This is a genomic window from Paenibacillus sp. CCS19, assembly GCF_033239625.1.
In the GTDB taxonomy this organism is placed as follows: Bacteria; Bacillota; Bacilli; order Paenibacillales; family Paenibacillaceae; genus Paenibacillus_T.
In genome coordinates, this window is sequence record NZ_BTCK01000069.1 from 1 (window position 1) to 24,866 (window position 24,866).

Sequence of the window (24,866 nt, forward strand, 5' to 3'; positions counted from 1 at the left end):
AAGTAACCTAAGGTGTTGCAATTCGGGGAGTCTGTTTCGTTCATAATAACTGTTGTCCTCGGAAAGGCGATCGCTACGCTACTCCAGAACAATTCACCCGCTGCGCTCCTGGCGCCTCAGCATCTTTTGGGGTGGAAAAATTGGTGCTCCGCTTGCTTCGCCTAAGCTGCGCGAGTTGGTGTGGGCTTAGCACCGCTGGCAACCGTTAACTCTCAAACCGATCGATATGAGCAGCAATTGCCGCCGTAGCAACCGTTATATTCTGGCAGCGATCAAACAAATCACAACGACATCTGGCCTTGGTCGCATGAGGATGGATTATTACAGAGTGATGCGGGTAAAATCCGCATCGCTTTTTTATTTTTGGCGCATGGTTGACTCTCCCCTTAGGGGAGACTTTAAGCTAGTTGTGCGGAGGTGAATACGCATTGTTGTATACGGTGAAGGAAGTGTCGGAGCTGTCGAATGTGACGATTAAGACGCTGCATCATTATCACAAGATCGGGCTGCTTCATCCGAGAGAGGTAAGCGAGGCCGGGTACCGGTTGTATGGGATGGAGGAGCTCGAGCGGCTGCAGGAAATTTTATTTTACAGAGAGATGGATTTCTCGTTGGATCGGATCAAAACATTGTTCGCGAACAAATCAGACCGGTTGTCCATTCTATCAGAGCAGCAGGGGCTGATTCTTGGCCGTCAGCGAAGGCTGGATACGATCGCGCAAACATTGCGGAAGTCCATTATATCCATTCAGGAGGGAACGAAGTTGGACAACAAGGAAATGTTCAAAGGATTCAATAACGAAGAAGATTGGAACAAAGCGCTGGCTGAGCACAATGAACATTTGGAGCAAACGTACGATATGGAACCGATGCAGGCAGCTCCAGAAGATGTGCCTCGGTTAAATGAGCAGGCCATGGAGGCCATGACGTTCATGAATGAAATGTGCGCATCCTTAAGAGAAGGCGTCAAACATAACGATGCGACCGTCACCAACAGAATTGAACGCCACCTGGCTTTTATGAACGAGCATGGACATCCTGCATCGGCGCAGGATTTTGCGGCACAGACGCAGTTTTTCCTGCAGGATGAGTTCCACCTCAAGATGCTGGAGAATCAGCAGACGGGGTTAGCCTATTACCTATCTGCGGCGGCGGGAGCTTATGCCGCGGTATCGCAATAAACGTATAGATGTCTATGAAAAATGCTGGTGTACCTTGCTCTACATGAGAGTAGGGTCACCAGCTTTCGTATTAGAACAGTACAAGCGCAATCAATTCGTCAAGATCGTCAATTACGTGATCCGCATGTTCGGCAGCCTCATAATGAGGGGACCGCTTCCAAATCGCCCTCATGCCCACCTCACGGCTCGCACGAATATCGTTGTCCGGATGGTCGCCTACGAAGATTGCATGCTCAGCAGGGACGCCTAGCTTCGTTAACGCGCGATTGAAGATCGCAGCATCCGGCTTGCGCAGTCCCTCCCACTCCGATATCAGCACTTCATCAACTAGATGCTCAATGTCGAGCGCCTTGAAATTATCGTATTGGAACTGACCAAACCCGTTCGAAACGAGCGCCACTTTAATGGCGTGCTCCTTCAGCTTCGTCAACATGAGGTGAAGATTCGCAAATCCGATGCAATGCCTTTGAAAGCCGCTTACGTAGTCATTCAAGCAATCTGCCCAAGCCAAGTCTGCAATCCCAAACTCCTCGATCAACTGCTGATACACTTTGTCCTTCCACACATAACCGTGATTATCGAGCTCAATAAACCGCTGGACGAACTGTTTCTTCTCTACTGCTTGAAAAGCCGGAATTCGATCATATTGATGACTGACGAATGATAGCAGCGAAGAATCCCGATCAAGCAAAGTTCCATCCAAATCAAACAGAACCGCCTTAATCGTCATTCGAAATCATCCCTATTCGTTATTGTCCGTCGCTTCTGCCTCCGCGTTCTCTTCCTCGCGCAGCGCCTGCAAGATTTGCGTCGCAAGCTTCTCTCCAATGGAGAGCGGCTTGAAGTCCTCGATTGAAGCCTCACGAATCTTCTTCAGCGAGCCAAAATGCTTCAACAGCGCCTTACGGCGCTTCTCGCCGATACCCGGAATCGAGTCGAGACGCGATGCGACCATCGACTTGCCGCGCTGTTCGCGGTGGAACGTGATCGCGAAACGGTGCACCTCGTCTTGGACGCGCTGCAGCAAATAGAATTCTTGGCTGTCACGCGGCAGCGGCACAATCATTGGCGGATCTCCCGTCATGAGCTGGGCCGTTCTGTGCTTCGCATCCTTCACGAGCCCGCATACCGGGATAAACAGTCCGAGCTCGTTCTCCAATACGTCGAGCGCGACCGCGATCTGGCCCTTGCCGCCGTCGACAATGATCAGATCGGGGCGCTGCAAATCTTCCTTAAGCACCCGCTCGTATCGACGGCGGATAACCTCTCGCATCGTCTCATAATCGTCTGCGCCCACGACGGTGCGCACCTTATATTTGCGATACTCTTTGCGGTCCGGCTTGCCGTCGGTGAAGACGACCATGGCCGATACCGGATTCGTACCTTGTATGTTGGAGTTATCGAATGCTTCAATGCGGTGTACCGATTCAAGGCCGAGCCATCCCGCCAGCGATTCAGTCGCCTTCACGCTGCGCTCCTCATCCCGCTCGATCAGCTTGAACTTCTCGTCCAACGACACCTTGGCATTGTTGCTGGCCATCCGTACGACATCCCGCTTCTTGCCCCGCTGCGGCACGAACACCTTCACGTTCAGCCACTTCTGCAGCGACTCGCGGATGTCATTCGCACGCGAGCCGACAGGTGCCTGATCCTCGCTTTCGTCAGCTTCTGTAACAGATGAAACTGCCTCTGTGGCTTCTCCCATCGCTGCCGCTGCTACTGCTGGCGCTGACGCATCTTCGGCAGCAGTATCTTCCCCGGCAACAGGTGCATCCGTTGTTACCGCGGCTTCTTCGCCCTGCTCTTCAGGCGGCGAAGGCAGCAGAATCTCGCGCGGCAGCGCCGGATTCTCGCTGTAGTACTGCGCCACGAACGTGACGAAGTCGTCATACGCTTCGCCGTAATACGGGAAGGACGAGGAGCGGCGCTCTACCATTTTGCCGGAACGCATGTACAGAATTTGAACGCTCATCCAGCCCTTATCGACGGCGTAGCCGAATACGTCGCGGTCGACCGCGTCCGCCAGCGTAATCTTCTGCTTCTCGACGATCGCGTCGATCGCCATGATCTGGTCGCGGTACTCCTTGGCACGTTCGAACTCAAGCGTCTCTGCTGCCGCTTCCATTTTGCGCTGAAGCTCAGCCTTGACCTCATCCTGCCCGCCATTGAGAAACTTCGTGATCGCTTGAATCATCCGATCGTATTCACTCGTCTCAACCGGATATTCGCACGGCGCAATACATTGGCCGATGTGATAGTACAGACAGACCTTGTCCGGCAGCGTGTTGCACTTGCGAAGCGGATAGAGCCGATCAAGCAGCTTCTTCGTCTGCTGGGCCGCGAAAGCGTTCGGATACGGGCCAAAATATTTGGCCTTGTCCTTCAGCACCCGGCGTGTAACCTCCAGCTTCGGATGACGCTCGTTCGTTATTTTGATATAAGGAAACGTCTTGTCGTCCTTGAGCAATACGTTATAACGCGGATGATACTGCTTGATCAGGTTGCACTCCAGAATGAGTGATTCCATGTTGCTGCCGACAACGATATATTCAAAATCGCGGATTTCGGAGACGAGTCGCTGCGTCTTGCCGTTATGCGAGCCGTTGAAATAGGAGCGAACCCGGTTCTTCAGCACCTTCGCCTTGCCGACGTAGATGATCGTCCCTTCGCCGTTCTTCATTAAATAACAGCCCGGCGCGTCCGGCAGCAGCGCCAGCTTGCTCCGGATCAACTCCGCAGACGCATCCCGTTCCCCAGTGTTTCCTCGCCGATCCATCGTTCTCCCTCCGAACTTAAATTCATGCATGATTTCAAGCGCAATGCGCCATCCTGTCTATTGTAGCATACGAATGCCTACAGGTTTGTCTGGTTTTTACTGTACAATTGTGTTCAAATGGTTCGCTTTTCGTACTTTTTGAACGACCTCTTTACAATTGTTTGCACAGTTGGTTATACTACAACTATATATTTATGGTAACGTACGAGGGGGATTTGAAAGCGATGAACAACACGCAATATGCAGTGGAAGATCCACGCGCGCACGTGAACGAAGAGCCTCGGGATGACCTGAAGGACGTCGTATTCGGCTTCGGCGGTATGCTCGGATTCATGACCATCGTCTTCTTCGGAATGGTCATTATCAAGTTCGTTCAATCCTAATGACTAACGTGAAGGCTCCGGTCGGCTTATGCCGACACGGAGCCTTTTTCATTTGCCCAGCGAATAAACGCCAATCGGCTCATACGAAGGCTTCGCACGCGTATTACTCTTATACAATGTAATCGCATCTGCCTCCCAGTACCACCTTTCACTAGTTACACCTGCACCGATCTCTAATGACGCATACTCGAACGGCACGGCACCCGCATAATTACGGGCTAGTGTTAGATGCGGCTTGTAGGGACGCTGCTCAGGCTCAAAGCCTACTGTCTGCATCGATTCGACAACCGTACGCTGCAGCCCGCCAAGCGCACCCATATCCGTCTCTATGCCCGCCCACAGGACAGATGGCCGTTCTGGCCGCCCGAAGACACCAAGTCCGCTGATGCCGACGCTAAGCGTCGACAGGTTAACGCTAGCCGCACATTCTCGCAGCGCAGCATCGATAGCAGCGATTCGCTCCTTCGGCACATCACCGAGAAATTGCAGCGTTATATGCAGATCCATCGGATGCACCCACCGTTTGAACGATAGCTGCTCCTTTATATGCTTCATTTGCTTATCAAAGGCCTTTTTCATTGGTTCTGGCAGCGCCAGCGCAATAAATAGCCGTTCCTTCGATTGTTCTAAGGTGGAATCATTCTGTTCCATCGCCCTTTACCTCCAAGCCTCTCGATACAACTATTGTACCCCATTCCAAGAGGAGTCCGGCACCAAATAAGACAAAGAGCCATCCCTCCCATCAAGCATGCGCTGGATGGATGGAATGGCTATCATTACGTATGACCGTTACCCGTTCGCTACCTTGCTGCTGCGCGAAGCGGCTTTGAGCGGTTGAGCGCCACTCTTGTCAGACTGTGCTTCCGACTTCACTGCTGCAGGCGTCACACCTGCGGAAGGGTCGAATCGTTTGCGCTCTGTCCGATCGATCTGGACGATACGCCCATCATGCACAGTAATGAGCACGGAGCCGTACTCCATTCCTTTCAATTGATCCGAGATGCGCTCCTGCCACCATTCATTCAGTTCGACTTGCTTTGCCATTTCGATCCCCTCCACTCAATAAATTTTTTGGCTACCAGCGTAACGAGCGCCAGCATGACGAGCAGCGACGCCACTGCGAATGATGCGGAAAACTGATATTCGTTATATAAGATTTCAATATGCAGCGGAAGCGTGTTCGTCTCGCCGCGGATATGGCCGGAGATGACCGATACCGCACCGAATTCCCCCATCGCCCTCGCGTTGCACAGGATAATGCCGTACAGCAAACCCCACTTAATATTCGGCAGCGTCACATGCCAGAACAGCTTAAAGCCTCTAGCTCCCAAGCTGACAGCTGCCTCTTCCTCTTGAACCCCTTGTGCGTCCATAATCGGGATAAGTTCGCGCGCCACGAACGGGAAGGTGACAAACACAGTCGCCAGGACGATACCCGGCAATGCATAAACGATTTGGATGCCATGGTCATCCAGCCACGGCCCAAGAAAACCTTGTGCGCCGAATAAAAGCACATAAATGAGACCTGAAATGACCGGTGAGATCGCAAAAGGCAAATCGATCAGCGTAATCAATACATTCCGTCCCCGGAATTTGAACTTCGTAATCGCCCAAGCTGCCATAATGCCGAATATCGTATTGAGCGGAACCGCGATCAGCGATACCATCAGCGTCAATCTAAGAGCAGATTGGGCTTCCGAATCCTTAAGCGCCGCAATGTATACGTCCCAGCCCTTCTTAAGCCCTTCATATAAGACGGAAATCAAGGGCAATAGTACAACCAGGGCAAGAAAAGCGAGTGCGATACTAATCAATAAGACCCGAACGATTGCAGATTCATTAATGTGACGCGGTCTAACCGATGCTTCCTCCGACAAATGCGCGGTAACAGCTCCAGCCATCAATAATCCCTCCTTCTAACTTCAATTGGTCTATGCCGATGTCGTCCGCTTGCTGATTCTAGCCTGCAGGACGTTGATAATCAGCAGCGCAATGAAGGAGAAGACGAGCATGACGAGAGCGATCGCTGTCGCGCCTGCAATATCGAACTGCTCGAGCTTCGTCATAATGAGCAGCGGCGCGATTTCCGTCCTCATCGGCATATTGCCGGATATAAAGACGACCGACCCATATTCACCTATGCCGCGAGCAAATGCTAGGGCAAAGCCCGTCAGAAGAGCCGGCGCGATTTCCGGCACAATAATGCGACTGAACGTTCGCCAGCGGTATGCGCCGAGCATGACGGCCGCTTCCTCCGTATCCTTCTCAAGGTCCTGTAATACCGGCTGTACGGTCCGCACGACGAATGGTAGTCCGATGAATACCAGCGCGATCGTGATCCCAATTGGGGTGAACGCTACCTTCAACCCGAGCGGCTCAAGTTTCGATCCGACCCATCCGTTCTGCGCATAGATTGTCGTCAAGGCGATGCCTGCTACGGCAGTCGGCAGCGCGAAGGGAAGGTCGATCAAACTGTCTATGAGCGATTTGCCTGGGAACCGATATCGAACAAGAACCCAAGCAATCAAGAGCCCGAACACGGCGTTAATGCCTGCAGCGGCCAGCGAAGTGAGAAAGCTGATTTTATAGGAAGCGATGACTCGCGCGTTCCACACCGTGTCCCAGAAGTCTGACCATCCCATTCCGGCGGTCTTTATGAACACGCCGGAGAGCGGGATGAGAACGATAGCGCTCAAGTAGAAGATCGTATAGCCAAGCGATAGACCGAATCCCGGAAGAACCCGGCGGATAGCGGAACCTTTCATGTGAAGTCAGCTCCTTGCGTAATGAGAAAATGCTTTATCATTTCGTGCCCTATTATTTGCCTGGTACGTAAATTTTGTCAAAGACGCCGCCGTCAGCGAAATGCTTCTTCTGCGCTTCCTGCCAGCCGCCGAAGTCCTTGTCGATCGTGAGCAGCTCGAGCGATTTGAATTGATCCTTGAACTCATCGGCAACCGATTGCAGACGCGGACGGTAGTAGTTTTGAGCAGCGATGCGTTGACCTTCCTCCGAGTACAGGTATTTCAGATATGCTTCCGACACTTCGCGCGTACCGCGGTCGTCAGCTACTTTATCTACAACCGCAACCGGCGGTTCAGCCAGGATGCTGAGCGATGGATAGACGATTTCGAATTTGTCCGGTCCGAGCTCGTTGATGGACAGGAACGCTTCGTTCTCCCAAGCAAGCAGTACGTCGCCGATTCCGCGCTCTACGAACGTCGTCGTGGAGCCGCGTGCGCCGGAGTCGAGTACCGGTACGTTTTTGTACAGCTTCTGTACGAACTCTTGCGCTTTCGTTTCATCGTTGTTGTTGTTTTTCAAAGCATAGCCCCATGCTGCGAGATAGTTCCAACGCGCGCCTCCGGACGTTTTCGGATTCGGCGTAATGACCTCAACGCCATCCTTCACCAGATCGTTCCAGTCCTTGATGCCTTTCGGATTGCCTTTGCGAACGAGGAAGACGATCGTCGACGTGTAAGGCGAGCTGTTGCTCTCGAACTTGCTCTGCCAGCCTTGATTGATCAGTCCTTGCTCTTGGATCGCATCGATGTCATAGCCCAGCGCGAGCGTAACGACGTCTGCTTTCAAACCGCCGATTACAGCCAAGCTTTGTTTGCCCGAGCCGCCATGCGACTGCTTAACCGTCACTTCTTGGCCCGTCTCTTGCAGCCAGTGTGCTGCGAATGCTTTGTTGTAAGCTTCATACAGCTCACGCGTTGGATCATAAGATACGTTCAGAAGCTCAACCGGCTTAAGCGGTTCTTTCTTCTCCGTCGTATCCGTTGCTTGCTCCGTCTTTTGCTCCGTCGTCGTACCTGTCGATGCCGATTTATCGCTGCTTGCTTTGTCGTCTTTATCTTTCGAACCGCAAGCCGTCAGCACCAGAGATACTGCGAGAATAATCGAGAACCATTTCAAACTAGACCTTTTTGCCATTGACAATACACCCCTTATAAGATATCAATTAATCCCTACCTGTTTAGTTGGTTATACTTGATGTAACTGATTCTAGCAGGGAACAAATCCCACGTCAACGATTAATTTCAATAAATCTGATAAGGATTATAAGGTTTAATTATTTCGAGGATCGAAGGGTATGAAAAAAGCAGACCTTCTCGGCAGTTGACTGCCTAGAAGGTCTGCTTGTTATACTGGCTCAAATGCTTGCTGGAAGCGGCTTTCAGCCCGCCCCATCGGCTTTCCTGCCTTCGGCGAAACGACGCTGACGTAGTCAATCGGGATGTTGATCGCATTGCGGGCCGGCTTAGGAGTCGTATAGGCGAACTTGAGCTGATACGGTCCCCTTCGGTACGCGAGGATCGTCTTCTTGCCGGATTTGCGCATCGAGAACGGTTTGCCGAGCGTTGATCGAACTTCGGTAGACGTAATCTTTGCACCATCCTTGATCGGATCAAGTCCGGTATCGGAAATTCGAATTTCATTGATTACTTCCCCGCGTCCAATGCCGAATGCGATCGTCCCTTTCATCATGCCCGGCATATAGAGGTGGAACCCGCCTGCTTGCCGGTTCGGCTCGCCCCAAGCCTTATGCACCTCATCGATAAGTGTCTTGCCTACGACAAAATTATCTGCGTTCGCCATCTGTCCCTGCTTCGCCAACTCGCCGATTCGATCAATGAACTGATGATGAATCTGCTTATTGGTCGGCTCGCTCGTCTGGTAGCTGCGGCTTCGGCTAACGATATTCGTAGGCGGATTGGTGCTATTCGAACTTGAATTCACACCTAATCGTTGTTGTGCGGTATGACCCGCTGCATGCATCGTAATCGGACTTGGACCTTTGATGGCTTCCGAGGCGGAATGAAGCTGCGGCTCATTAGGCTTGATGCTTTCACCACAAGCGGACAGCATCAGCACAGCGGTTGCAGCTGCAATTGCTTTCCCGAACTTTTGTTTGCTTAATGGAAATCTCTGCATTAGACCGACTCCCTTTCGTATCTGTCAGTTCATAACCATCCTTAGTATGGTCCAAAACTCGACTTCTTCTTCACATTAAGGAATCCGCCTAGTGCAAGCAGACGCAAAAAAAAGCCAGACAAAGAACATCGCAATGTCCTTCGTCTGGCTTTATAAATCCGCATAGATTAGCGTTTCCGTTTATTCGTACCTGTTACGCGAATGACGTCGACATAGGGGCGAATCCGCTCCATAAGCCGTTCACCCTTGTGGCGATCATCGCCTTCCTTGCTCGTGAAGCTAAAGTGCTGCTCCATCGCATCTAGATCAAGGTTCGACGTGTAGAACGTAGGCTTCCGCTGCATCCGATAGTTCAGAATGCCGCCCATCACATGGTCGCGAACCCAAGGACTTAAATTCTCGGCCCCGATATCGTCGAAAATAAGCAGGTCGGTCTCCTTCATCATGTCGACCGTTTCTTTCAGCTTGCCTGGCTCATGCATCATCGCCTTCAAATCTTCAACGAAGTCCGGCATGTAGACGATGACCCCTGAATATCCCGCCTTCGCAAGCTCATGCAGCATATAACACATCAGGAACGTCTTGCCTGTGCCAAAATGACCTTCCAGGTATAGACCCGACGCCTGCAGTCCCTGCTCCTTCGTCCGGTCAATATATTCGAGCAGTTGTCCGACCGCTTCCATGCGGCCTAGGTCGTTCGTAATGATTTCTTCCGCCGAATAACCATTGCGCAGCGCCGTCTCATCGATGTAGAAGCTGCGGACGCGGCTCCGAATTTGCTCTTCATTCTGGCGGGCAATAAACTTCTTGCACGATACTTTGCGATCGTACAGTCGAACCTCGCCGTTCGCGTTCTCGCAGGACAACATCGTATAATGGCCTTCAAAATCGTTCGGGCACAGATCCAGCCCCGGACATCGCTCGCAATTGCGGTACTCCTTCACGTACTGATAGAACCGATTCAGATTCAGACGAATCGTATTCGTATCCAGCTCAGGGTACTTCGCACGGAACCGCTCCACGAGCGGGTCCGCAAGCAGCCCGTCCATTAATTCAGCGGAACGCCGAAGGGCTTCACTCCCCATTGGCGTCCGTTTCAGCAATTCGCCAAGCGATTCCATGCTGGTTCATCCTTTCCGTCCTCGCCGTCCATGTTCTTATTTCTTGCCATCCAGCTTGCGCGCTAACCGCCGCAGCTCTTCCAACTTCTCGGCCGACGGTGCGGAACTCTGCTCTTGCGCCTGTACGATCGGGATCGCCGGCTTCCGCGCCGCTCCTGCTCCGGCTCGTCCTCTGCCGCGTCCACCCTGCGCGCCTCCCGAACGCGAAGGCGCAGCAGCGCCAGCTTGCTGCTGTCTTGCCCGCTCCGCCTCCATCTGCTGCTGTTCACGTACGTAACCGACCGCTTTCTCGAACGTGTCGATTCCCTTCAACAGCATATTGGAAGCTACCGCTTCAATGAACGTCTTCGTCACGCGCTGCGAATCGTTCGCTCCGATAATATAATGAATAAGTACGTTGATAACCGACGGGGGAAGCTTGTAATTGAGATCGATTCTCTCGAATGTCCGATCAATCCACTCAGGCACGGCCCCAGGGAAATAACGCTGAAGGAACCGTGTATGCGGTTCGTTGCGCATGAGCATATTGTATTGAGCGACGTCGCAGCGGCTTTCCAGCTGCTTCGGCACCGGCATGAACAGCTCCTCCGGCACGCCGAATTCATCTTCCTCTTCCTGTTCGGCTGAATCCTCCGGAGCGGCCATCATATTCGATCTAGCCGTTAGGCGCTGACGATCCGCTTCTCGTTTCTTATCCTGTCGATACATCTGGTTCGCGCGAAGCTGCAGCTCGTCCACAAGCAGCTCGCCCTGCGGCGTGAATACGCCGTCTTCATCCAGCAGGCGGCATATATCCGCTGCACCGATGTTGTATTTGTACGCGACATAATTAAGCTGCGCCATCGTGTCGTCATCTCCGCGCAGCCGTTCTACATACTTGCGATTGGCTGCCCCGCGCGGGAATCGCATCAGCAGCTCCCCAACGGTAAGGCCTGCCGTCTCGGACGGAGGAGGCTTCGGTGCCGATGGCTGCCGGGACGGCGCAACTTCGCTGAGCGCCTGCTCCAGCTCATCATCGACCTTCGACGTGTTCAGACGGAACAGCTCGTAGAAGGGCATCGAAATATTTTCCTTATTCCAACGCGCTTCCGCCAGCTCGTCCGGCTCCTTCTTACTGAACGATTCGCGCAGCGCAATGACCGCGTATTTGCCGATCTGATCCCGAAGCAGCAGCGACAGATGCTGATTGCGGAAAAACTCTTCCGGCGACAGCGGAGCCAGCAGCTCGTATTCATAAACATAATCGTCATTGTCCGGCACTGCAAGACGAGACGTCTGCAAGAGACCCACTGCCTCGAGCCGGGACGTGTCATTCATTAATTTTTTCCGTCCGTCCTCATTCATTTGCAGTCCAAGCGCCAGAAACAGCATGCGATGCGGTTCCACCGACGAATAGCCGGTCGCCCCTTCCATAACGCCGTGGTACAGCAATTGATAGAGTCCAATCGCCGAAGCGCCGATCATCGGTTGATAAATTAGCGATAGCATCCGCATATCCAACGGACTTAGCGAGAAACCGCGAAACGTGTAGTATCGGTGGTGTTCCGTAAACTGCATCAAATGACCGATGCGCATATATCCACCCCATCCGTTCTATGTTTCCTCTCATTCTATCACAAATGATGTCCCGCTTGTCAGATGTCGAATAATGAAAAAACCTCCATCGCGTCATTCGAAGATGCGGCCCGCCCCTAAAAGTAAAAAATTCCCCCGACGCACGGCATCAGGGGAATCGATAGGCTTCTGTACTGAATTAAAACATTTTGTAACCACCTCGGCGCAGCGCTTGAATCGTCCAACCGCTTACGTACGCGCCGACAAGCGCCGTAATGGCAGGCAGCACGTCGACGAACGTGAAGGATGTGAAATTCTCGCTGAATGTAATGCTCTTGTCCCATGTTCCCCAGATCATAAGCGGCAGCAGCACGATAATGAACAAATAAATAGGGAACCAGGTCGTCTTCATAAGCATATTCAGAATGAACCCGATGCCGAACATCATAATAAAGAACAGCACCATTGCCACGATCAATTGCACCATATGCCGTTAGCCCCTTTACTCTCCGCGAACGAATGCATGCATCCGTATTCTAGTGTTTTATCGATATAATTCTAATGAAAGCGTGTCCTGAAGTCAATTTGCTAGGCCCAAATGTCACAAGTCCGCCATTTGCCGTCCGACTGCCCATTACGCTACAATGAAAACAATTCAACAAATAGGCAGCTACGGAGGTAATGAGAGATGAGTGAAGCAGCACAAACGTTAGAGGGCTGGTACGCCCTGCATGATTTCCGTTCGATCGACTGGCAGGCTTGGAAGGCGGCAAGCGCGGCAGAGCGCGCGGCTGCATCGGACGAGCTTCAATCGTTCCTCGCCGCTTGGGAGCAAACAGGCGAACAGAAGCAAGGAAGCACGGCGGTATATTCGATCGTCGGCCAGAAGGCTGATTTCGTCATCATGCATCTGCGCGAGACGCTCGAAGAGCTCAACGAACTGGAAACGACGTTCAACAAATCGGCATTCGCCGCTTTCACGAAGCCAACGTATTCGTACGTCAGCATCGTAGAGCTTAGCAACTACATGGGACAACCTGGCGTTGACCCGCTTCAAATCCCTGAAGTCGTGGCGCGTCTGAAGCCAGCGCTTCCGAAGGCGAAGCATATTTGCTTCTACCCGATGAACAAACGCCGCGACGGCGGAGACAACTGGTACATGCTGAGCATGGACGAGCGCAAAGGCATGATGCGCAGCCACGGCATGATCGGTCGTCAATATGCAGGCAAAGTGAAGCAGATCATTACCGGCTCCGTCGGCTTCGACAACTGGGAATGGGGCGTTACGCTGTTCGCAGACGACGCGCTTCAATTCAAGAAGCTCGTATACGAAATGCGTTTCGACGAAGTAAGCGCACGTTTCGGCGAGTTCGGCGACTTCTATGTCGGCAACCTGCTGGACACAGAGACGCTTAACAAGCTGTTGGCTATTTCATAATGAGAAGAGGACGGGGGCATGCTGCCCTCGTCCTCTTCTTCGTTATTCACTGACTTGGCGGCACCGTCGACTGTCTGACAATCAGTCGAGGAGGCAGAACAATACGTCTGCGCGGTTCGTCCGGCCGCTCCATATGATCGACCAGCAGCTGCACAACCGCCTGCCCCATCTGAGCGATCGGCTGCGCTACAGTGGTCAACGCTGGATCCGTGACGGATGCGAGTATCGTATCGTCGAAGCCGACGATCGAACAATGCTGCGGAACGTCCACATGAAGTTCTCTCGCTGCCTGCAGAGCGCCGATGGCAAGCAAGTCGTTGCAGCAAAATATCGCGCTAGGGCGCCCTGTCCCTTCGCTGCTAAGCAGCAAAGCGGCTTGCTGCTTGCCATCACGGAGCTCGGAAGCAGCGACGATTAGCGCATCCTCGATTTCCACCCCTGCTGCCGCAGCCGTCTCTCGGAATCCGCGAACCCGCTCTCGGCTGCTGCTGATCGTATCCGGCTCCGCCAATATCGCTAGTCTGCGATGGCCAAGCTCGATGAGATGTACCGCAGCCGCAGCACCGCCGGCGTAATCATCAATAATGACCGACGGAATGTCCTCTGCAGGATAATCGCGAGCGATAAACGCGACAGGGATGTTCTTCTTCAGCAGCGGGCTCAGCGCAGACAATTCGTTGATGCCCGTGCCGATAATGACGCCATCTACGCTTTTCTGACGGAGAAGCGCCGAATATCGGGCTGTCTTCTCATCCTTGTTATCGGTACTGCAGATGAGAACACTGTATCCGAGACGCTGCCCTTCGTCTTCTACTGCACGTGCGATTTCGGCGAAGAACGGATTCGATATATCGGGAACGAGCAAGCCGAGCGTATACGTTCGTTTGCTCGTCAACGCGGATGCGATAGCGCTCGGCTTGTAATTCAGTTCATCCATGATTCGCAGAATTTGCTGCCGTCGCTCCTGACTGACCTTCCCCTTCCCGTTCAGAACGTTAGACACAGTAGCGATCGATACACCTGCAGCTTGCGCAATGTCGTATATCGTTGTCTTCATGAGCGGCCCGACAGCTTGATCTGAAACGTCTGGTCATAAGGCGTGACGAGATTCACCAGCAGTGTGCGGCAGTCGGAGGGCAGCGGCGCGTTGCGGATCGCCTTCAAGGAATGCTCGCAAGACCCTCCGCTGAGCTCTATCCAATCTTGACCCGCCGCATAGCGAACCGTTCCGTTCTTCCACCAATCGATTCCCGTATCTGCTGCTGCCAGTTCACCGTTCTGGAACTCGCCTTCCCGCCCGAACACGAAGGAGACTTGCGTCATGAGCGCTTCCTGCTTGTCGCACTGCATACGAATCCGATACCCCTCTGCCGTTCGATCCAATTCAACCTTCACGTGATGCTCCTGCAGATGGGTCGCCTCGCGCAGATGATGCGGAAGCAAGTACCACGGACTAACGGACTTCTCAGCGGTCTGCGGAAGCCGATCTGCAGCAATAGGACTATAGTATCCTTTGGTTTCCATCCCTGACAGCCGGTAACCGTCCTCGACGGTCTCGATACCGTTCATTCGGATAAAGCCAGGCTCGAAGGTTGAGCTGATGCTGACCGCTAGCAGTCGAGCCTGCCCATGGCGAAGCGCGAAGAAGGCATTCGTCTCCGCCATCACGGTCGTGCTCGTCATGCCCTGCCGTTCTCTTGCAACAGGCGCGCCGAACTCCGGGTGCAGTCGACTGTGGGAAATACGCCCTCCATGTCCCGCTTCCTCCATCTCAGCCAAATAGCGCGCACGAGGAAAATCGCCATTGATGACAACACGATACGTATCCGGCAGCACACCTGGCTCTATGCAATTGCATAGCAGTTCCGGTCGAAGCAAACAGCCAAGCACACTGTTATTCGATATCGCGCCAGGGTGGCTGAGCGACTCGCCCGCAAGTTTAGCAAGTGCTGCGAATTGCGAATCGCTATCTCGATGAGCCATCAACAGGCTGATGAAATGATAACTGGACATATCCGTTCTGCTTCCGAAGTCTTGGCGGCCGGAATAGTCGGTTACGACTTCGCCGTCAGGGTGTACCAGATAAGTCATCATCTTCAGGTTACGGCGGATAGGCCCCAGCAGCGCAGGACGTCGGAGCAGCTCGGAAGCGTGATACAGCATGACATCGCTGACCGCATTGTAGATGCCGTTGCTGCGCTCCGTCCATTCTCCATCCGGTGTCAGATCCATCCCCTCAGAAAGCCATTCATTAGCCCTTTTCTCAAGCTCAGGTTTTCCTGTTAACCGATATAGGAAGCCGAGTGCTGCTGTCAGCACCCAACGATGGTTTGGCGTATGGCAGCCTCCCGTCAGCATAGCCGGAACCGTCCGTTCCAAGAACAAGCGGAGATTCGCGCATGTCTGCTCCAGCGGCGCCCACTGCTGCTGCTCCATCAGTTCCAGCACCTGCGCAAGACCAACAATGACAAAGCCCGTATCAGGCGGCGAGTGCATGTTCGTCCAGTTCGGTGAAACCGTACCGTCCTCATGCTGGAACCGCAGCATGAATGATGAAGCCAGCTCAAGTCGCTCCGTTAGCAGCTCGTCCCGGTAATAGCGCGAAGCCGGGCTTGCCAACGAGCTTGCCCAGAACGCCATTACCATCGCAGTGCCTGTATGTGTCGGCCATGCAAGCCCGCTCTCCTCGTCCGCTGTGCCGCCATAGAATCGGTTATTCTGATCCAGCAGCTGCCGGACTATTCCTTCTTCTGTCCAATGATCGTTCATCGCGATCAGCTTCTCGTACATGGTTAACCTTCCTCTCACCTCGCTATGTAGTAAAGCTCGCCCTCTACGCCCTTTGAGACTTATGCAGTGCCTCCAGCTTGGCAAGCAAGAGATTGTGGCTCGCTTCGATTTCCTCCGCCTTGCAGGCTGCTTTAAGCTCGTACACCTTCACTGGCGCTGCTGCAATAATCGGCAGGAATCGATCGAAGTATTCCATATCGCCGCTGTGAACGTACGGACACCAATGATCCGACAGACCGACCGTTTCATGAATATGAATGCCGACAACCCGGTCCTTAACGAGCGCCATATCTTCCGCATTATCGTATAAGCCCATTCGTTCCATCATCATGCCATGGCCAAAATCGTACCACAACCCAATCGGCGCACCTTGCAGCCGGTCGAACACCGACCGAGCCTCGCGCAGCGTAGGCATCTGGTAGCAGCGCGAACGTGTCTCGATGCCGATCGCCACGTTCCAGCCTCGTGCGGCAATGCGTTCGCATACCTCTTCCAAGCTGTCGCCGATGCGCTGCAGGTACCGGGCGCTCAGCCCTTCGCGGCGCTCCAACATTTCTCCCCAGAGCTTCTGGTAAGCCTTCGAATCCCGACCTTGTTCATGATAGATTCCCTTGAGCGCTTGATCGATATTGTAGTCGAAAGGCACTTCGCCGGGGTGAACAACAACGGCAGACGCACCATAGCGGTTAGCATATTCAGCCGAACGCAGCAGCAGCTCGATCGATCGCCGGCGCTTCGCCTCGTCGTCGAAGCCGAGCAGCACAGAATCTGTACCGTAATCGGGATCCGGGTCATGAGGAAACGTATTGTGCACGCTGGACACGCCGATTTCCCCCCGCTCAATCATCGGTTCAATCGTTGCGAGCAGCTCCTGCGTCACGTTGTAGTTCAGCTCAACATACTGAAAGCCGAGTTCCTTTATTTCACGTATCATTTCGCTTCCGACCGTATGTCGTTTAATATTCCAACAGGTGGAGAATGAGTAGCTTCCTTTTGACTGTGCCATTGGCGCCTCCTGCAAGCGTTGTAAACGTTATCATATTATAATGAAATAACAGAATCAGGTTAAGCGGTTAACCCTAGCAATACGCTCATTGTAGCATACGGAATCATCGCCGAACAGACTAAATTCGATACTCTCTGAAGCCACAACAAAAAGAGAGGGACATCGTCCCCCTCCTCTACTTTAAGAACAATATGTACTCTTACGCCTTGAACTTCGCAATCATATCGGTCATCTGATTCGCCATGCCCGAGAACGATTCCTAAGAGGCATATGCGCACAAAAAAAGCGCCCGCCCTGCAACATAACAAAGTCATGCTGTAGGCGGGCGCTCTAGATGTATCGTTACAAGTTACGATCGTTAGTCATCGTCTTCGTTATCGAGTTCCGCTAGTTCCGCAGCGAGCTGCTGGCGGCGCTTCTCTTCCAAATACTCGGCGGTTGCCCGATCACGCTCGCGGCCTTTATCCTTCAGCCGTTCGATTGCGGGCATTATGAGCAGATCGACTTCCTTCTGGACATGGTAAGCCAGATCGTAGCGATCATTGGATTCAAGAAAGGAACCAACTTCCATAAGCGAATTATATCGATCCAGCTCTTCTCTTGTCAATAAACCTCGAACTTGCACGCTGCAATGCCGCATTATAGGAATTTGCCTTTACGGAACACAAGCGGCAAACCGCCGATAATGAACAGGTAACGGATATCGATCAGCTTCTTCAGCCAAGCGGCAACGCGGCCTTTGTATTTCTTGCCGAACGCAATGCCGACAGCCTCGCCCTTGCCGAGCGATGCAACCGTACCTTTGTTGCTGAACACGAATTTCTTCAGCGGTTGGTTGCGGATCGATGCAACCAGGTTGTGTGCGCACACAACGCCCTGCTGCATAGCGATTTGCGCTGTTGGCGGATATGGACGACCTTCCGGATTGAACATAAGCGAGTTGTCGCCTACGACATAGACATGATCGCTGCCCGGTACGCGAAGCTGCTCGTCAACCTTCACGCGGCCGCGCATCGTCTCGAAACCTGCTTCTTCGATGAGACGGTTGCCGCGAACGCCGCCGGACCATATGACAGTCTGCGAGCGGATTTCCTCTTGCGGATCTTCGCCCTTCTGTACGACAACGCCGTCCTGCGAGCACGATTTGATCGCAGTGCCGATCTTGAACGTAACGCCCTTCTTCGTCAGAACGTTCATCGCATATTCCACAAGCTCTGGATCGAAGCCCGGAAGCGCGGACGGGCCGGCCTCAACGTTGTAAATCTTCACCAGATTCGGATCTACGTCGAACTCCTTGCACAGCTCTGGAATACGGTCTGCGAGCTCGCCGACGAATTCGATGCCCGTGAAGCCGGCGCCGCCAATGACGAACGTCAGATAGTCCGTACGATGCGGCTCGCGCTTGAAACGTGCGAATTGATATTCGATATGCTCGCGGATAAGGCGAACGGAGTTGATGCTGCGAATGTTCATCGCATGCTCAAGCAGCCCAGGAATGCCGAATGTTTCCGGCTCGCCGCCAAGGCCGATAACCAAGTAGTCGTAAGACAACGTACCGTCTTCGAGAATGACTTTCTTATCCTGTGGACGAATTTGAACGACTGTCGATTTCACGAAATCAATCTTGAATTCGTCGATCAGCTTCGAGATGCTGACGCGTGCATTCTCAGGATTGTCCGTGCCTGCAGCCGGCATATGCAAATGGGTAGTGATATAGTGATAATCGTGCTTATTCACGAGCGTAACGTCCGCTTCATTATAATTCAGCTGCTTTTGCAGACGAAGTGCCGTCAGTACGCCACCATAACCAGCGCCCAAAATGACGATTTTCGGAATATTGCTCATGATTTGAATCCCATCCTATCCGTTGTTTATATGTGTATTATATATATAGGTGATCGATAACCTTATTCTATGTGAAAAATTACACAAGGCTAATGTTAAAATAAAAAGCTTGCCCTGCCTTCGTTTCAAAAAAGTTGTCCGATGCGATGTCGACATAATTGTCGAACGTAATATTCATGAAAAATGATACATAGTTTTCATGAAAAGTTCAATGGTTAAATATACGAAAATGTTCGTCATAAGTTCCAATCGGCTGGTTCCTGATGGAGCTTTCAAGAGCTATAATGAGAACATAATGCCGCGACCTGAATGGCTGCCATTTCTTTCTGACATGACTGCTGACAGCACTTACTAAAGCGTATGCTTAAGTAGCGTCTTTTGCCCATGCTGAGCTTGAATCTTCTCGTAGAGGTAGTTCAAAAAGTCCGCTTTTGAACACGCACTGTAGTAAACATTGTTTGCTTTCCAAAATCCAGGAGGTGCACCATGTCCAATACGCCCCAGCTTCAACCAGACGCAGCATTAACCGATATTATCGTAATCGGTGGAGGACCAGCCGGAATGTTCGCCGCATTCTACTGCGGGATGCGCCAAGCCTCGGTCAAGATTATTGAAAGTATGCCCCAACTTGGCGGTCAACTGGCAGCACTTTATCCCGAGAAATACATTTATGATGTAGCCGGGTTTCCGAAGGTCACAGCAGGCGAGCTCGTTCATCAACTGCAGGAGCAGATGAAGCTGTTCAACTCAGAGGTATGTCTCGAGGAGAAAGTAACGCAGGTGATCAAACGCGATGAACGGCTCTTCGAGGTACGGACCGATCAGTCGATACACTTCGCCAAATCCGTCATCATTACAGCTGGTGTTGGCGCATTCGAACCAAGAAGGCTGGAGCTGCCTGAAGCAGCGCGGTACGAGAAACGCAATCTTCACTACTTCGTGAGCGATCTGCAGCAGTTCGCAGGCAAGAACATCGTCATCAGCGGCGGCGGCGATTCCGCTGTCGATTGGGCGCTCATGCTGGAGCCTATAGCAGCAAGCGTCACGCTTGTCCATCGCCGCGACAAATTCCGTGCTCACGAGCACAGCGTAGACAATTTATATCAATCAAGCGTCCGACTGGCTACCTCCAACGAAATCGTTGCCCTTCATGGTACGGATGCGATCGAGCGTATTACGCTTGAGCATGTGAAAACGAAGGAACAGCAGGAGCTGAACGTGGACGCCGTTATTGTTAATTTTGGTTTCGTCTCTTCGCTGGGTCCCATCGCAGAGTGGGGGCTTGAAATCGATGGCGGTTCGATTGTGGTCGATTCTCGGATGGAGACGAGCATTCCGGGTATTTATGCAGCTGGCGACATCGCCACCTATCCAGGCAAACTCAAGCTGATTGCCGTCGGCTTCGGCGAAGCGCCTACAGCAGTGAATAACGCCAAAGTATATATTGATCCAAGTGCGAAGCTGTCGCCTGGCCACAGCAGCAACATGAAATTATAGATTTCCCGCATCCCCCTAAATCCCCCTTCCCCAAGGAAGGGGGACCCCAAAGGGCTCCCGCCCTCTGGACACCGGAAGTATTCGCATATGCGCGCCCGGGTGGACTGAGAGTAGGGAGCCGCTTTTGTCCAATCTCCCACAGTCCTATTCCACGGAATAGGACTGTGGGAGATTGGACACGCTCTACGTTTGGCAGGTGTGAGTGACTTAGTGGTGAGCGAGTTCGAACGTATGGTGCCGGTGCGTGCTGACGTGTTTGTTCAAGATTGGAATTGGGCACTCGCAAGGCTCGTGCCATTCAGGCTTGGGAGTGTATGCTCCGAGGTCGACAATGGTTCCCTGCGGGAACAGCCATCGTCGAAGAGCGTGAGAGTAGCGCTGACGAAGTCGACGATGGTTCCCTGCGGGAACGGCCATCGTCGAAGAGCGCGAGAGTAGCGCTGACGAAGTCGACGATGGTTCCCTGCGGGAACAGCCATCGCCGAAGAGCGCGAGAGTAGCGCTGACGAAGCGGACGATGGTTCCCTGCTGGAACAGCCATCGTCGAAGAGCGTGAGAGTAGCTCTGACGAAGTCGACGATGGTTCCCTGCGGGAACGGCCATCGTCGAAGAGCTTGAGAGTAGCGCTGTCGAAGTGGACGATGGTTCCCTGTGGGAACAGCCATCGTCGAAGAGCGTGAGAGCGATGACTAGCGAAGAGGCGATGGTTCCCTGCGGGAACGAAAGCGTGCTTCTACTTGAATGCCTTTATTCTAATCGTACAGAAGAAAATAGGGTATCCTACCTTGGAAATGACCTTGCACGCCGGACGGGTGTAAGAACTCAAGGAGGATACCCTTATGTTATTGTGCGCAGTATGCAATGGCATCCGAATGCTTGATCTCGTCTGCCCCGCTTGCTCCAATGCTGCAGATGATTATGGCAGGGTTAGTGATTGGAACGGACCTTATGCGCCCTATGAACCGATTGTAATCGAGGAAGAATATGCAGCTACTCAAACAGAGGACGTTCCTGTATGCCGTCATTCAGCTTATTGCTCGCACTGCTCCCATTCGTTCGTCGTTGATGTCTTGATGGAGTGAGCTTTAAAGCGAAGCTTTCCTTATGGCCGCCTACGCTCCTATGCGGTAGCTGTCTGGGTTGATCCCTCTGCGTTCCATCTCATTAAGGAGCAATCGAATAAACTCATTATCGAGATGTAATTGTACCGCCATATAATAAGAGTCAACCAACAGATCGTCAGACAGCAGCTCCATGTCCCACACTCCTTTCCACTTGTTTCCGTTTTTCCTAACTCATCTTAGCATGGGCCTATAAACGGAACAAGCGTTCCGAATATCCACAATATCGTGTGGACAGCGTGTGTACAAGATGTGGGAAAACAGCAAATAACAAGCAGGAGCTAAGGCTAATATGTGGATACCTTTATACACAGCCTTGGGATATGGATTTTGGATAAAAAACTTTAATCGTCATTAGCTGGAATAATTAACATTTTGTATCATAGACTATCTATTTGCGCTCCCTAATGAAGCAGGAATTGCGAAACTTCGCATTCGCTTATTGTGGACGCGTATTCACTTCGAAGATCCAGATCTTGCCGTTCTTATCAATGCCATAGTCGAAGCCAAGCTGACCGATGCCTGGAAACTTCGTCTCGAGCACGCGCGTCGCTGTCACCGTCAATGTACGCATTTCCTGTTTCTTGCTGGCTACCGCGCCTGACGACAACGAACGGCTTATCCCCTGCGCTGCCGTCATCATCGTGCCGCCCCGGCACAAATTCGTGACGAACAGCCCTGGCTTCGCAAGACGACCAACCATCGAACGATACACCCAGCCTGTTTCCGTCTTCACATACTTCACACGATAATCAATTGGACGCCCGCCGATTGTCGCAAGCCGAATCCCTTTCTGGATCAAATAAGAGCGTTTCTTCTTCGCTCTGCTCAGTGCAGCGAACAATCCTTCGAACGAGGAGGCGTAGCTCTTCTTGGAGAAATACGTGTACGTATAGCCGCTTCCTTCCTTCTGGACCTTGATGACACCGTGACCGCCCGCTCCACAGATCGGCTTGATGACGACCATTTCATGCTCATTCAACATAGACTTCAAATTATCAGCCGAATATATCCGTGTTGGCGGAACATGGGCTGCCAGATGGGTGTTGCTGAGAAGTGCAGCTGTTTTGACCCATTTGCTAGCCAGCTGTCTGCTATGCGACTCTACCATGGCAATCTTCTCCCTCTTCCAATCGTTATACACTAGCATATGTCTTAGAGATAGAAGTCTCTTGGATGAATGACGGTCGAGAAGAGCCTGTTTTACTAGTTGATAGAGTGGGACAATAGAGGGGGATTAGAGCCGCTTAGAAACAAAATAAACCGGCAAGCCCTAGGCTTGCCGGTTACATCCCATACTTTATAGGCCGAACTGCCCGGAGAAAGACCGCTCCATCTCGAACTGCTTATCCTGCAGCGCTTCAGTTGGCTGCCGATTCGTACGTTCGAACTCCGCAAGACGCGATGCGCTCGTATTCCCTTCAGCCAATGCAACACGGAGCACGTTCGCTAATGTGTCCGCATCGTTCAAGGCACAATTGAGACCGAACGCTCCGGTCGGGCTCATCGTATGAGCCGCATCGCCCATAATGACGAATCCATCCCGTACCCAGCTGTCCGCTCTGCTGCTGTGCACTTTAAGAAGTACAAAGTCATTCCATGATTGCAGATTAGCGCGTGCAGTCGTCGCCAAATCCGGGTAAGCCGCGACCAGCGAATCGATCAGATCGTCAATCGGCTTCTTCTTCATCTCGGCATACATGCCTTCCGGAATGCTCCAGCCAATCTGAATATAGCCGCCTTGCTGCGTGAATAGCGCCAGCTGAGCATCCTGTGCCAACGTCATTCGAATAATGGGCTCCCATCCTTCAGGCGAAGGAATCCGCGCCCAGAGCAGATCGTAACCATGGCTTAGCACATCGGTTGGTATGCCCGCAAGCTTGCGAACGGTCGAATAACGTCCATCTGCACCTACAGTGACGCGGCTGCGCACGTTAATCGTCTCGCTGCCATATCTGCCGCTGACACCAGTGACGGTGTCATGCTCATCCCTCAGCAGCTTCGTAACGGTTACACCTGTAATCAGCTTCGCGTTAGCGTTAGCCTCCAGCCGATCGAACAGCACCTGAAGCAAGTGCTTCTGCGGCATATGAATGCCGACATGCACGTGACCTTCGCCAGGTACAACCGTTCGAATCAACTGTCCGTCCTCCATGTACTCAATGCGCTGCAGCAGCAGCATGCCGAGCCGCTCCACTTCCTCCAGCACACGATGTTTGTTCAATATGCGTTCTCCGTCTTCATTGACCAGCTCGCCTCGAAATTCCTTGAACACGCTGGAGTGCCGCTCCAACACGACGACGGATAGACCTGCCTCCGCCAATAGTACAGCGAGCAGTGCGCCGCCTGGCCCTGCCCCAACGATACATACATCTGACTGTAGATCCATGATTCATCGCCACCTGTTTCTCATCATGTCCATCGTCCGTCACTACCATGCGGCAGGTCGATGCGCCATCTTACCTATAGCCTATTCCTATTCTATGCCAACGCGACTTCCGGAATTTTCGCTGTAATGGAATCTGCTGCGCGATCTCCGAAGAAAGCCGCGAGTTCACGATATCGTTTGGACAGCGTCGTCGGCGAAACACCGTATTTGGCTGCCAGTCCCTTCTGAGTCGTCGAAAGTCCATGCGCTTCGCTCATCAAGTATTCGATAGCTGCGCAGTATGCCTCCGGCTTCGCGTAAGCTGGCGCCGTCTCATCTGCGTAACAGTGCCATACCCAGACGGCGCGGATGATGATCGATGGCTCAGTGCCATGCATCCGTTCAACGAGCAGCTCTGCAAGCTGCTGATCTTCGGTACGCTTCCATGGAAGCTCGCGAATCCATTTGACCATACCTTCTGCCGTTACAGGTACATTCGCGTTTGCTGCTTCAGCCGATGCCGGTTTCCCTTCTGCCGCTTGCCGTCCTTGTTGTTGATCTTTATCCAGACAGCAGCGCTTATACTTAAGACCGCTGCCGCATGGACAGCTTTCATTGCGTCCAATCTTATTCGTACCTTGATTCAATTCCAATTCACTCCTAACTTCTTTCCTTACAAACGTCTATTATAACGCAAATTCAGTTAGGATGCTTCCTTCAATTCATACACTGCCAATTATAAGAAATTTTATCGGTCATGAATAAGAAACGTACTTGCCAGCCATAATACTAAACGACGGTGCGAATGAGAGGTGTGGCTCCATTGGACCTGATAACGGAACAAG

The 24,866-nt window shown here is 52.5% G+C and carries 26 protein-coding genes; 6 read left to right on the forward strand and 20 right to left on the reverse strand.

Annotation, left to right across the window (positions count from 1 at the left end):
* Window positions 1-428: 428 nt before the first annotated feature.
* Window positions 429-1,181: a MerR family transcriptional regulator gene (locus SBI19_RS27810; protein WP_317972785.1), complete on the forward strand. Its 753-nt coding sequence runs from the start codon at window positions 429-431 to the stop codon at window positions 1,179-1,181.
* A 70-nt stretch (window positions 1,182-1,251) separates the two neighbouring features.
* On the opposite strand, the gene SBI19_RS27815 is transcribed toward SBI19_RS27810, so the two are convergent.
* Window positions 1,252-1,911 (reverse strand): HAD family hydrolase, encoded by a 660-nt coding sequence (locus tag SBI19_RS27815; protein WP_317972786.1) that lies wholly within the window; start codon window positions 1,909-1,911, stop codon window positions 1,252-1,254.
* 12 nt (window positions 1,912-1,923) lie between these two features.
* On the reverse strand, window positions 1,924-3,957 hold the full coding sequence (gene uvrC / locus SBI19_RS27820) for an excinuclease ABC subunit UvrC (RefSeq protein WP_317972787.1): 2,034 nt from the start codon (window positions 3,955-3,957) through the stop codon (window positions 1,924-1,926).
* A 224-nt stretch (window positions 3,958-4,181) separates the two neighbouring features.
* Here uvrC and SBI19_RS27825 point away from each other — a divergent pair, with 224 nt between their 5' ends.
* Window positions 4,182-4,340, forward strand: coding sequence for a YqzM family protein (locus SBI19_RS27825; protein WP_317972788.1), 159 nt, complete (start codon window positions 4,182-4,184; stop codon window positions 4,338-4,340).
* Between the two features lie 48 nt (window positions 4,341-4,388).
* Here the strand turns inward: SBI19_RS27825 and thpR are convergent, their stop codons facing one another.
* From thpR to SBI19_RS27870, 9 genes are all read right to left on the reverse strand, one after another.
* Complete coding sequence (gene thpR, locus SBI19_RS27830; protein ID WP_317972789.1) at window positions 4,389-4,991, reverse strand: RNA 2',3'-cyclic phosphodiesterase; 603 nt, start codon at window positions 4,989-4,991, stop codon at window positions 4,389-4,391.
* Between the two features lie 138 nt (window positions 4,992-5,129).
* The gene (locus SBI19_RS27835) at window positions 5,130-5,384 is read right to left on the reverse strand and encodes a YezD family protein (protein WP_317972790.1); all 255 of its coding nucleotides are present in this window, start codon (window positions 5,382-5,384) and stop codon (window positions 5,130-5,132) included.
* Window positions 5,363-6,241: a sulfate ABC transporter permease subunit CysW gene (gene cysW / locus SBI19_RS27840; protein WP_317972791.1), complete on the reverse strand. Its 879-nt coding sequence runs from the start codon at window positions 6,239-6,241 to the stop codon at window positions 5,363-5,365. Before cysW ends, SBI19_RS27835 begins: the two co-directional genes overlap by 22 nt.
* Window positions 6,242-6,271: 30 nt before the next feature.
* Window positions 6,272-7,105, reverse strand: coding sequence for a sulfate ABC transporter permease subunit CysT (gene cysT / locus SBI19_RS27845; RefSeq protein ID WP_317972792.1), 834 nt, complete (start codon window positions 7,103-7,105; stop codon window positions 6,272-6,274).
* Between the two features lie 52 nt (window positions 7,106-7,157).
* The gene (locus tag SBI19_RS27850) at window positions 7,158-8,279 is read right to left on the reverse strand and encodes a sulfate ABC transporter substrate-binding protein (RefSeq protein ID WP_317972793.1); all 1,122 of its coding nucleotides are present in this window, start codon (window positions 8,277-8,279) and stop codon (window positions 7,158-7,160) included.
* 210 nt (window positions 8,280-8,489) lie between these two features.
* On the reverse strand, window positions 8,490-9,281 hold the full coding sequence (locus SBI19_RS27855; RefSeq protein ID WP_317972794.1) for a YjgB family protein: 792 nt from the start codon (window positions 9,279-9,281) through the stop codon (window positions 8,490-8,492).
* Between the two features lie 167 nt (window positions 9,282-9,448).
* Window positions 9,449-10,402 (reverse strand): primosomal protein DnaI, encoded by a 954-nt coding sequence (gene dnaI / locus SBI19_RS27860; RefSeq protein WP_317972795.1) that lies wholly within the window; start codon window positions 10,400-10,402, stop codon window positions 9,449-9,451.
* A gap of 36 nt (window positions 10,403-10,438) precedes the next feature.
* Window positions 10,439-11,977, reverse strand: coding sequence for a DnaD domain protein (locus SBI19_RS27865; RefSeq protein WP_317972796.1), 1,539 nt, complete (start codon window positions 11,975-11,977; stop codon window positions 10,439-10,441).
* Window positions 11,978-12,155: 178 nt separating this feature from the next.
* A complete protein-coding gene (locus tag SBI19_RS27870) occupies window positions 12,156-12,443 on the reverse strand; it encodes a YuiB family protein (RefSeq protein WP_317972797.1) in 288 nt (95 codons plus the stop codon).
* Between the two features lie 201 nt (window positions 12,444-12,644).
* Between SBI19_RS27870 and hemQ the strand changes: the two genes are divergently transcribed.
* Window positions 12,645-13,394 (forward strand): hydrogen peroxide-dependent heme synthase, encoded by a 750-nt coding sequence (gene hemQ, locus SBI19_RS27875; RefSeq protein WP_317972798.1) that lies wholly within the window; start codon window positions 12,645-12,647, stop codon window positions 13,392-13,394.
* Window positions 13,395-13,440: 46 nt separating this feature from the next.
* Here hemQ and SBI19_RS27880 read toward each other — a convergent pair whose 3' ends face one another.
* The 5 genes from SBI19_RS27880 to SBI19_RS27900 form a co-directional block, all read right to left on the reverse strand.
* Window positions 13,441-14,451, reverse strand: coding sequence for a LacI family DNA-binding transcriptional regulator (locus SBI19_RS27880; RefSeq protein WP_317972799.1), 1,011 nt, complete (start codon window positions 14,449-14,451; stop codon window positions 13,441-13,443).
* Window positions 14,448-16,184: a hypothetical protein gene (locus tag SBI19_RS27885; RefSeq protein WP_317972800.1), complete on the reverse strand. Its 1,737-nt coding sequence runs from the start codon at window positions 16,182-16,184 to the stop codon at window positions 14,448-14,450. Before SBI19_RS27885 ends, SBI19_RS27880 begins: the two co-directional genes overlap by 4 nt.
* 43 nt (window positions 16,185-16,227) lie before the next feature.
* Window positions 16,228-17,190 carry a sugar phosphate isomerase/epimerase family protein gene (locus SBI19_RS27890; RefSeq protein WP_317972801.1) on the reverse strand — a complete coding sequence of 321 codons (963 nt, stop codon included), beginning with the start codon at window positions 17,188-17,190 and terminating at the stop codon, window positions 16,228-16,230.
* Window positions 17,191-17,548: 358 nt separating this feature from the next.
* Window positions 17,549-17,830 (reverse strand): hypothetical protein, encoded by a 282-nt coding sequence (locus tag SBI19_RS27895; protein WP_317972802.1) that lies wholly within the window; start codon window positions 17,828-17,830, stop codon window positions 17,549-17,551.
* A complete protein-coding gene (locus tag SBI19_RS27900) occupies window positions 17,830-19,035 on the reverse strand; it encodes an NAD(P)/FAD-dependent oxidoreductase (protein ID WP_317972803.1) in 1,206 nt (401 codons plus the stop codon). Before SBI19_RS27900 ends, SBI19_RS27895 begins: the two co-directional genes overlap by 1 nt.
* A gap of 486 nt (window positions 19,036-19,521) precedes the next feature.
* Here SBI19_RS27900 and SBI19_RS27905 point away from each other — a divergent pair, with 486 nt between their 5' ends.
* The 3 genes from SBI19_RS27905 (at window position 19,522) to SBI19_RS27915 (ending at window position 21,614) form a co-directional block, all read left to right on the forward strand.
* Window positions 19,522-20,532 (forward strand): NAD(P)/FAD-dependent oxidoreductase, encoded by a 1,011-nt coding sequence (locus SBI19_RS27905; protein ID WP_317972804.1) that lies wholly within the window; start codon window positions 19,522-19,524, stop codon window positions 20,530-20,532.
* 210 nt (window positions 20,533-20,742) lie between these two features.
* Window positions 20,743-20,970 (forward strand): hypothetical protein, encoded by a 228-nt coding sequence (locus SBI19_RS27910; RefSeq protein WP_317972805.1) that lies wholly within the window; start codon window positions 20,743-20,745, stop codon window positions 20,968-20,970.
* Window positions 20,971-21,371: 401 nt separating this feature from the next.
* On the forward strand, window positions 21,372-21,614 hold the full coding sequence (locus tag SBI19_RS27915) for a hypothetical protein (RefSeq protein ID WP_317972806.1): 243 nt from the start codon (window positions 21,372-21,374) through the stop codon (window positions 21,612-21,614).
* A 30-nt stretch (window positions 21,615-21,644) separates the two neighbouring features.
* Here SBI19_RS27915 and sda read toward each other — a convergent pair whose 3' ends face one another.
* The 4 genes from sda to SBI19_RS27935 all read right to left on the reverse strand — a co-directional run bounded on the left by sda (window position 21,645) and on the right by SBI19_RS27935 (window position 24,668).
* Window positions 21,645-21,788, reverse strand: coding sequence for a sporulation histidine kinase inhibitor Sda (gene sda / locus SBI19_RS27920; protein WP_317972807.1), 144 nt, complete (start codon window positions 21,786-21,788; stop codon window positions 21,645-21,647).
* Between the two features lie 304 nt (window positions 21,789-22,092).
* Window positions 22,093-22,764, reverse strand: coding sequence for a YheC/YheD family protein (locus tag SBI19_RS27925; RefSeq protein WP_317972808.1), 672 nt, complete (start codon window positions 22,762-22,764; stop codon window positions 22,093-22,095).
* Between the two features lie 189 nt (window positions 22,765-22,953).
* Window positions 22,954-24,042, reverse strand: a complete 1,089-nt coding sequence (locus SBI19_RS27930) for an FAD-dependent monooxygenase (RefSeq protein ID WP_317972809.1) — start codon at window positions 24,040-24,042, stop codon at window positions 22,954-22,956.
* A 92-nt stretch (window positions 24,043-24,134) separates the two neighbouring features.
* Entirely contained in the window at window positions 24,135-24,668 is a 534-nt protein-coding gene (locus SBI19_RS27935; RefSeq protein ID WP_317972810.1) for an SEC-C metal-binding domain-containing protein, read from the reverse strand.
* Between the last annotated feature and the right edge of the window lie 198 nt (window positions 24,669-24,866).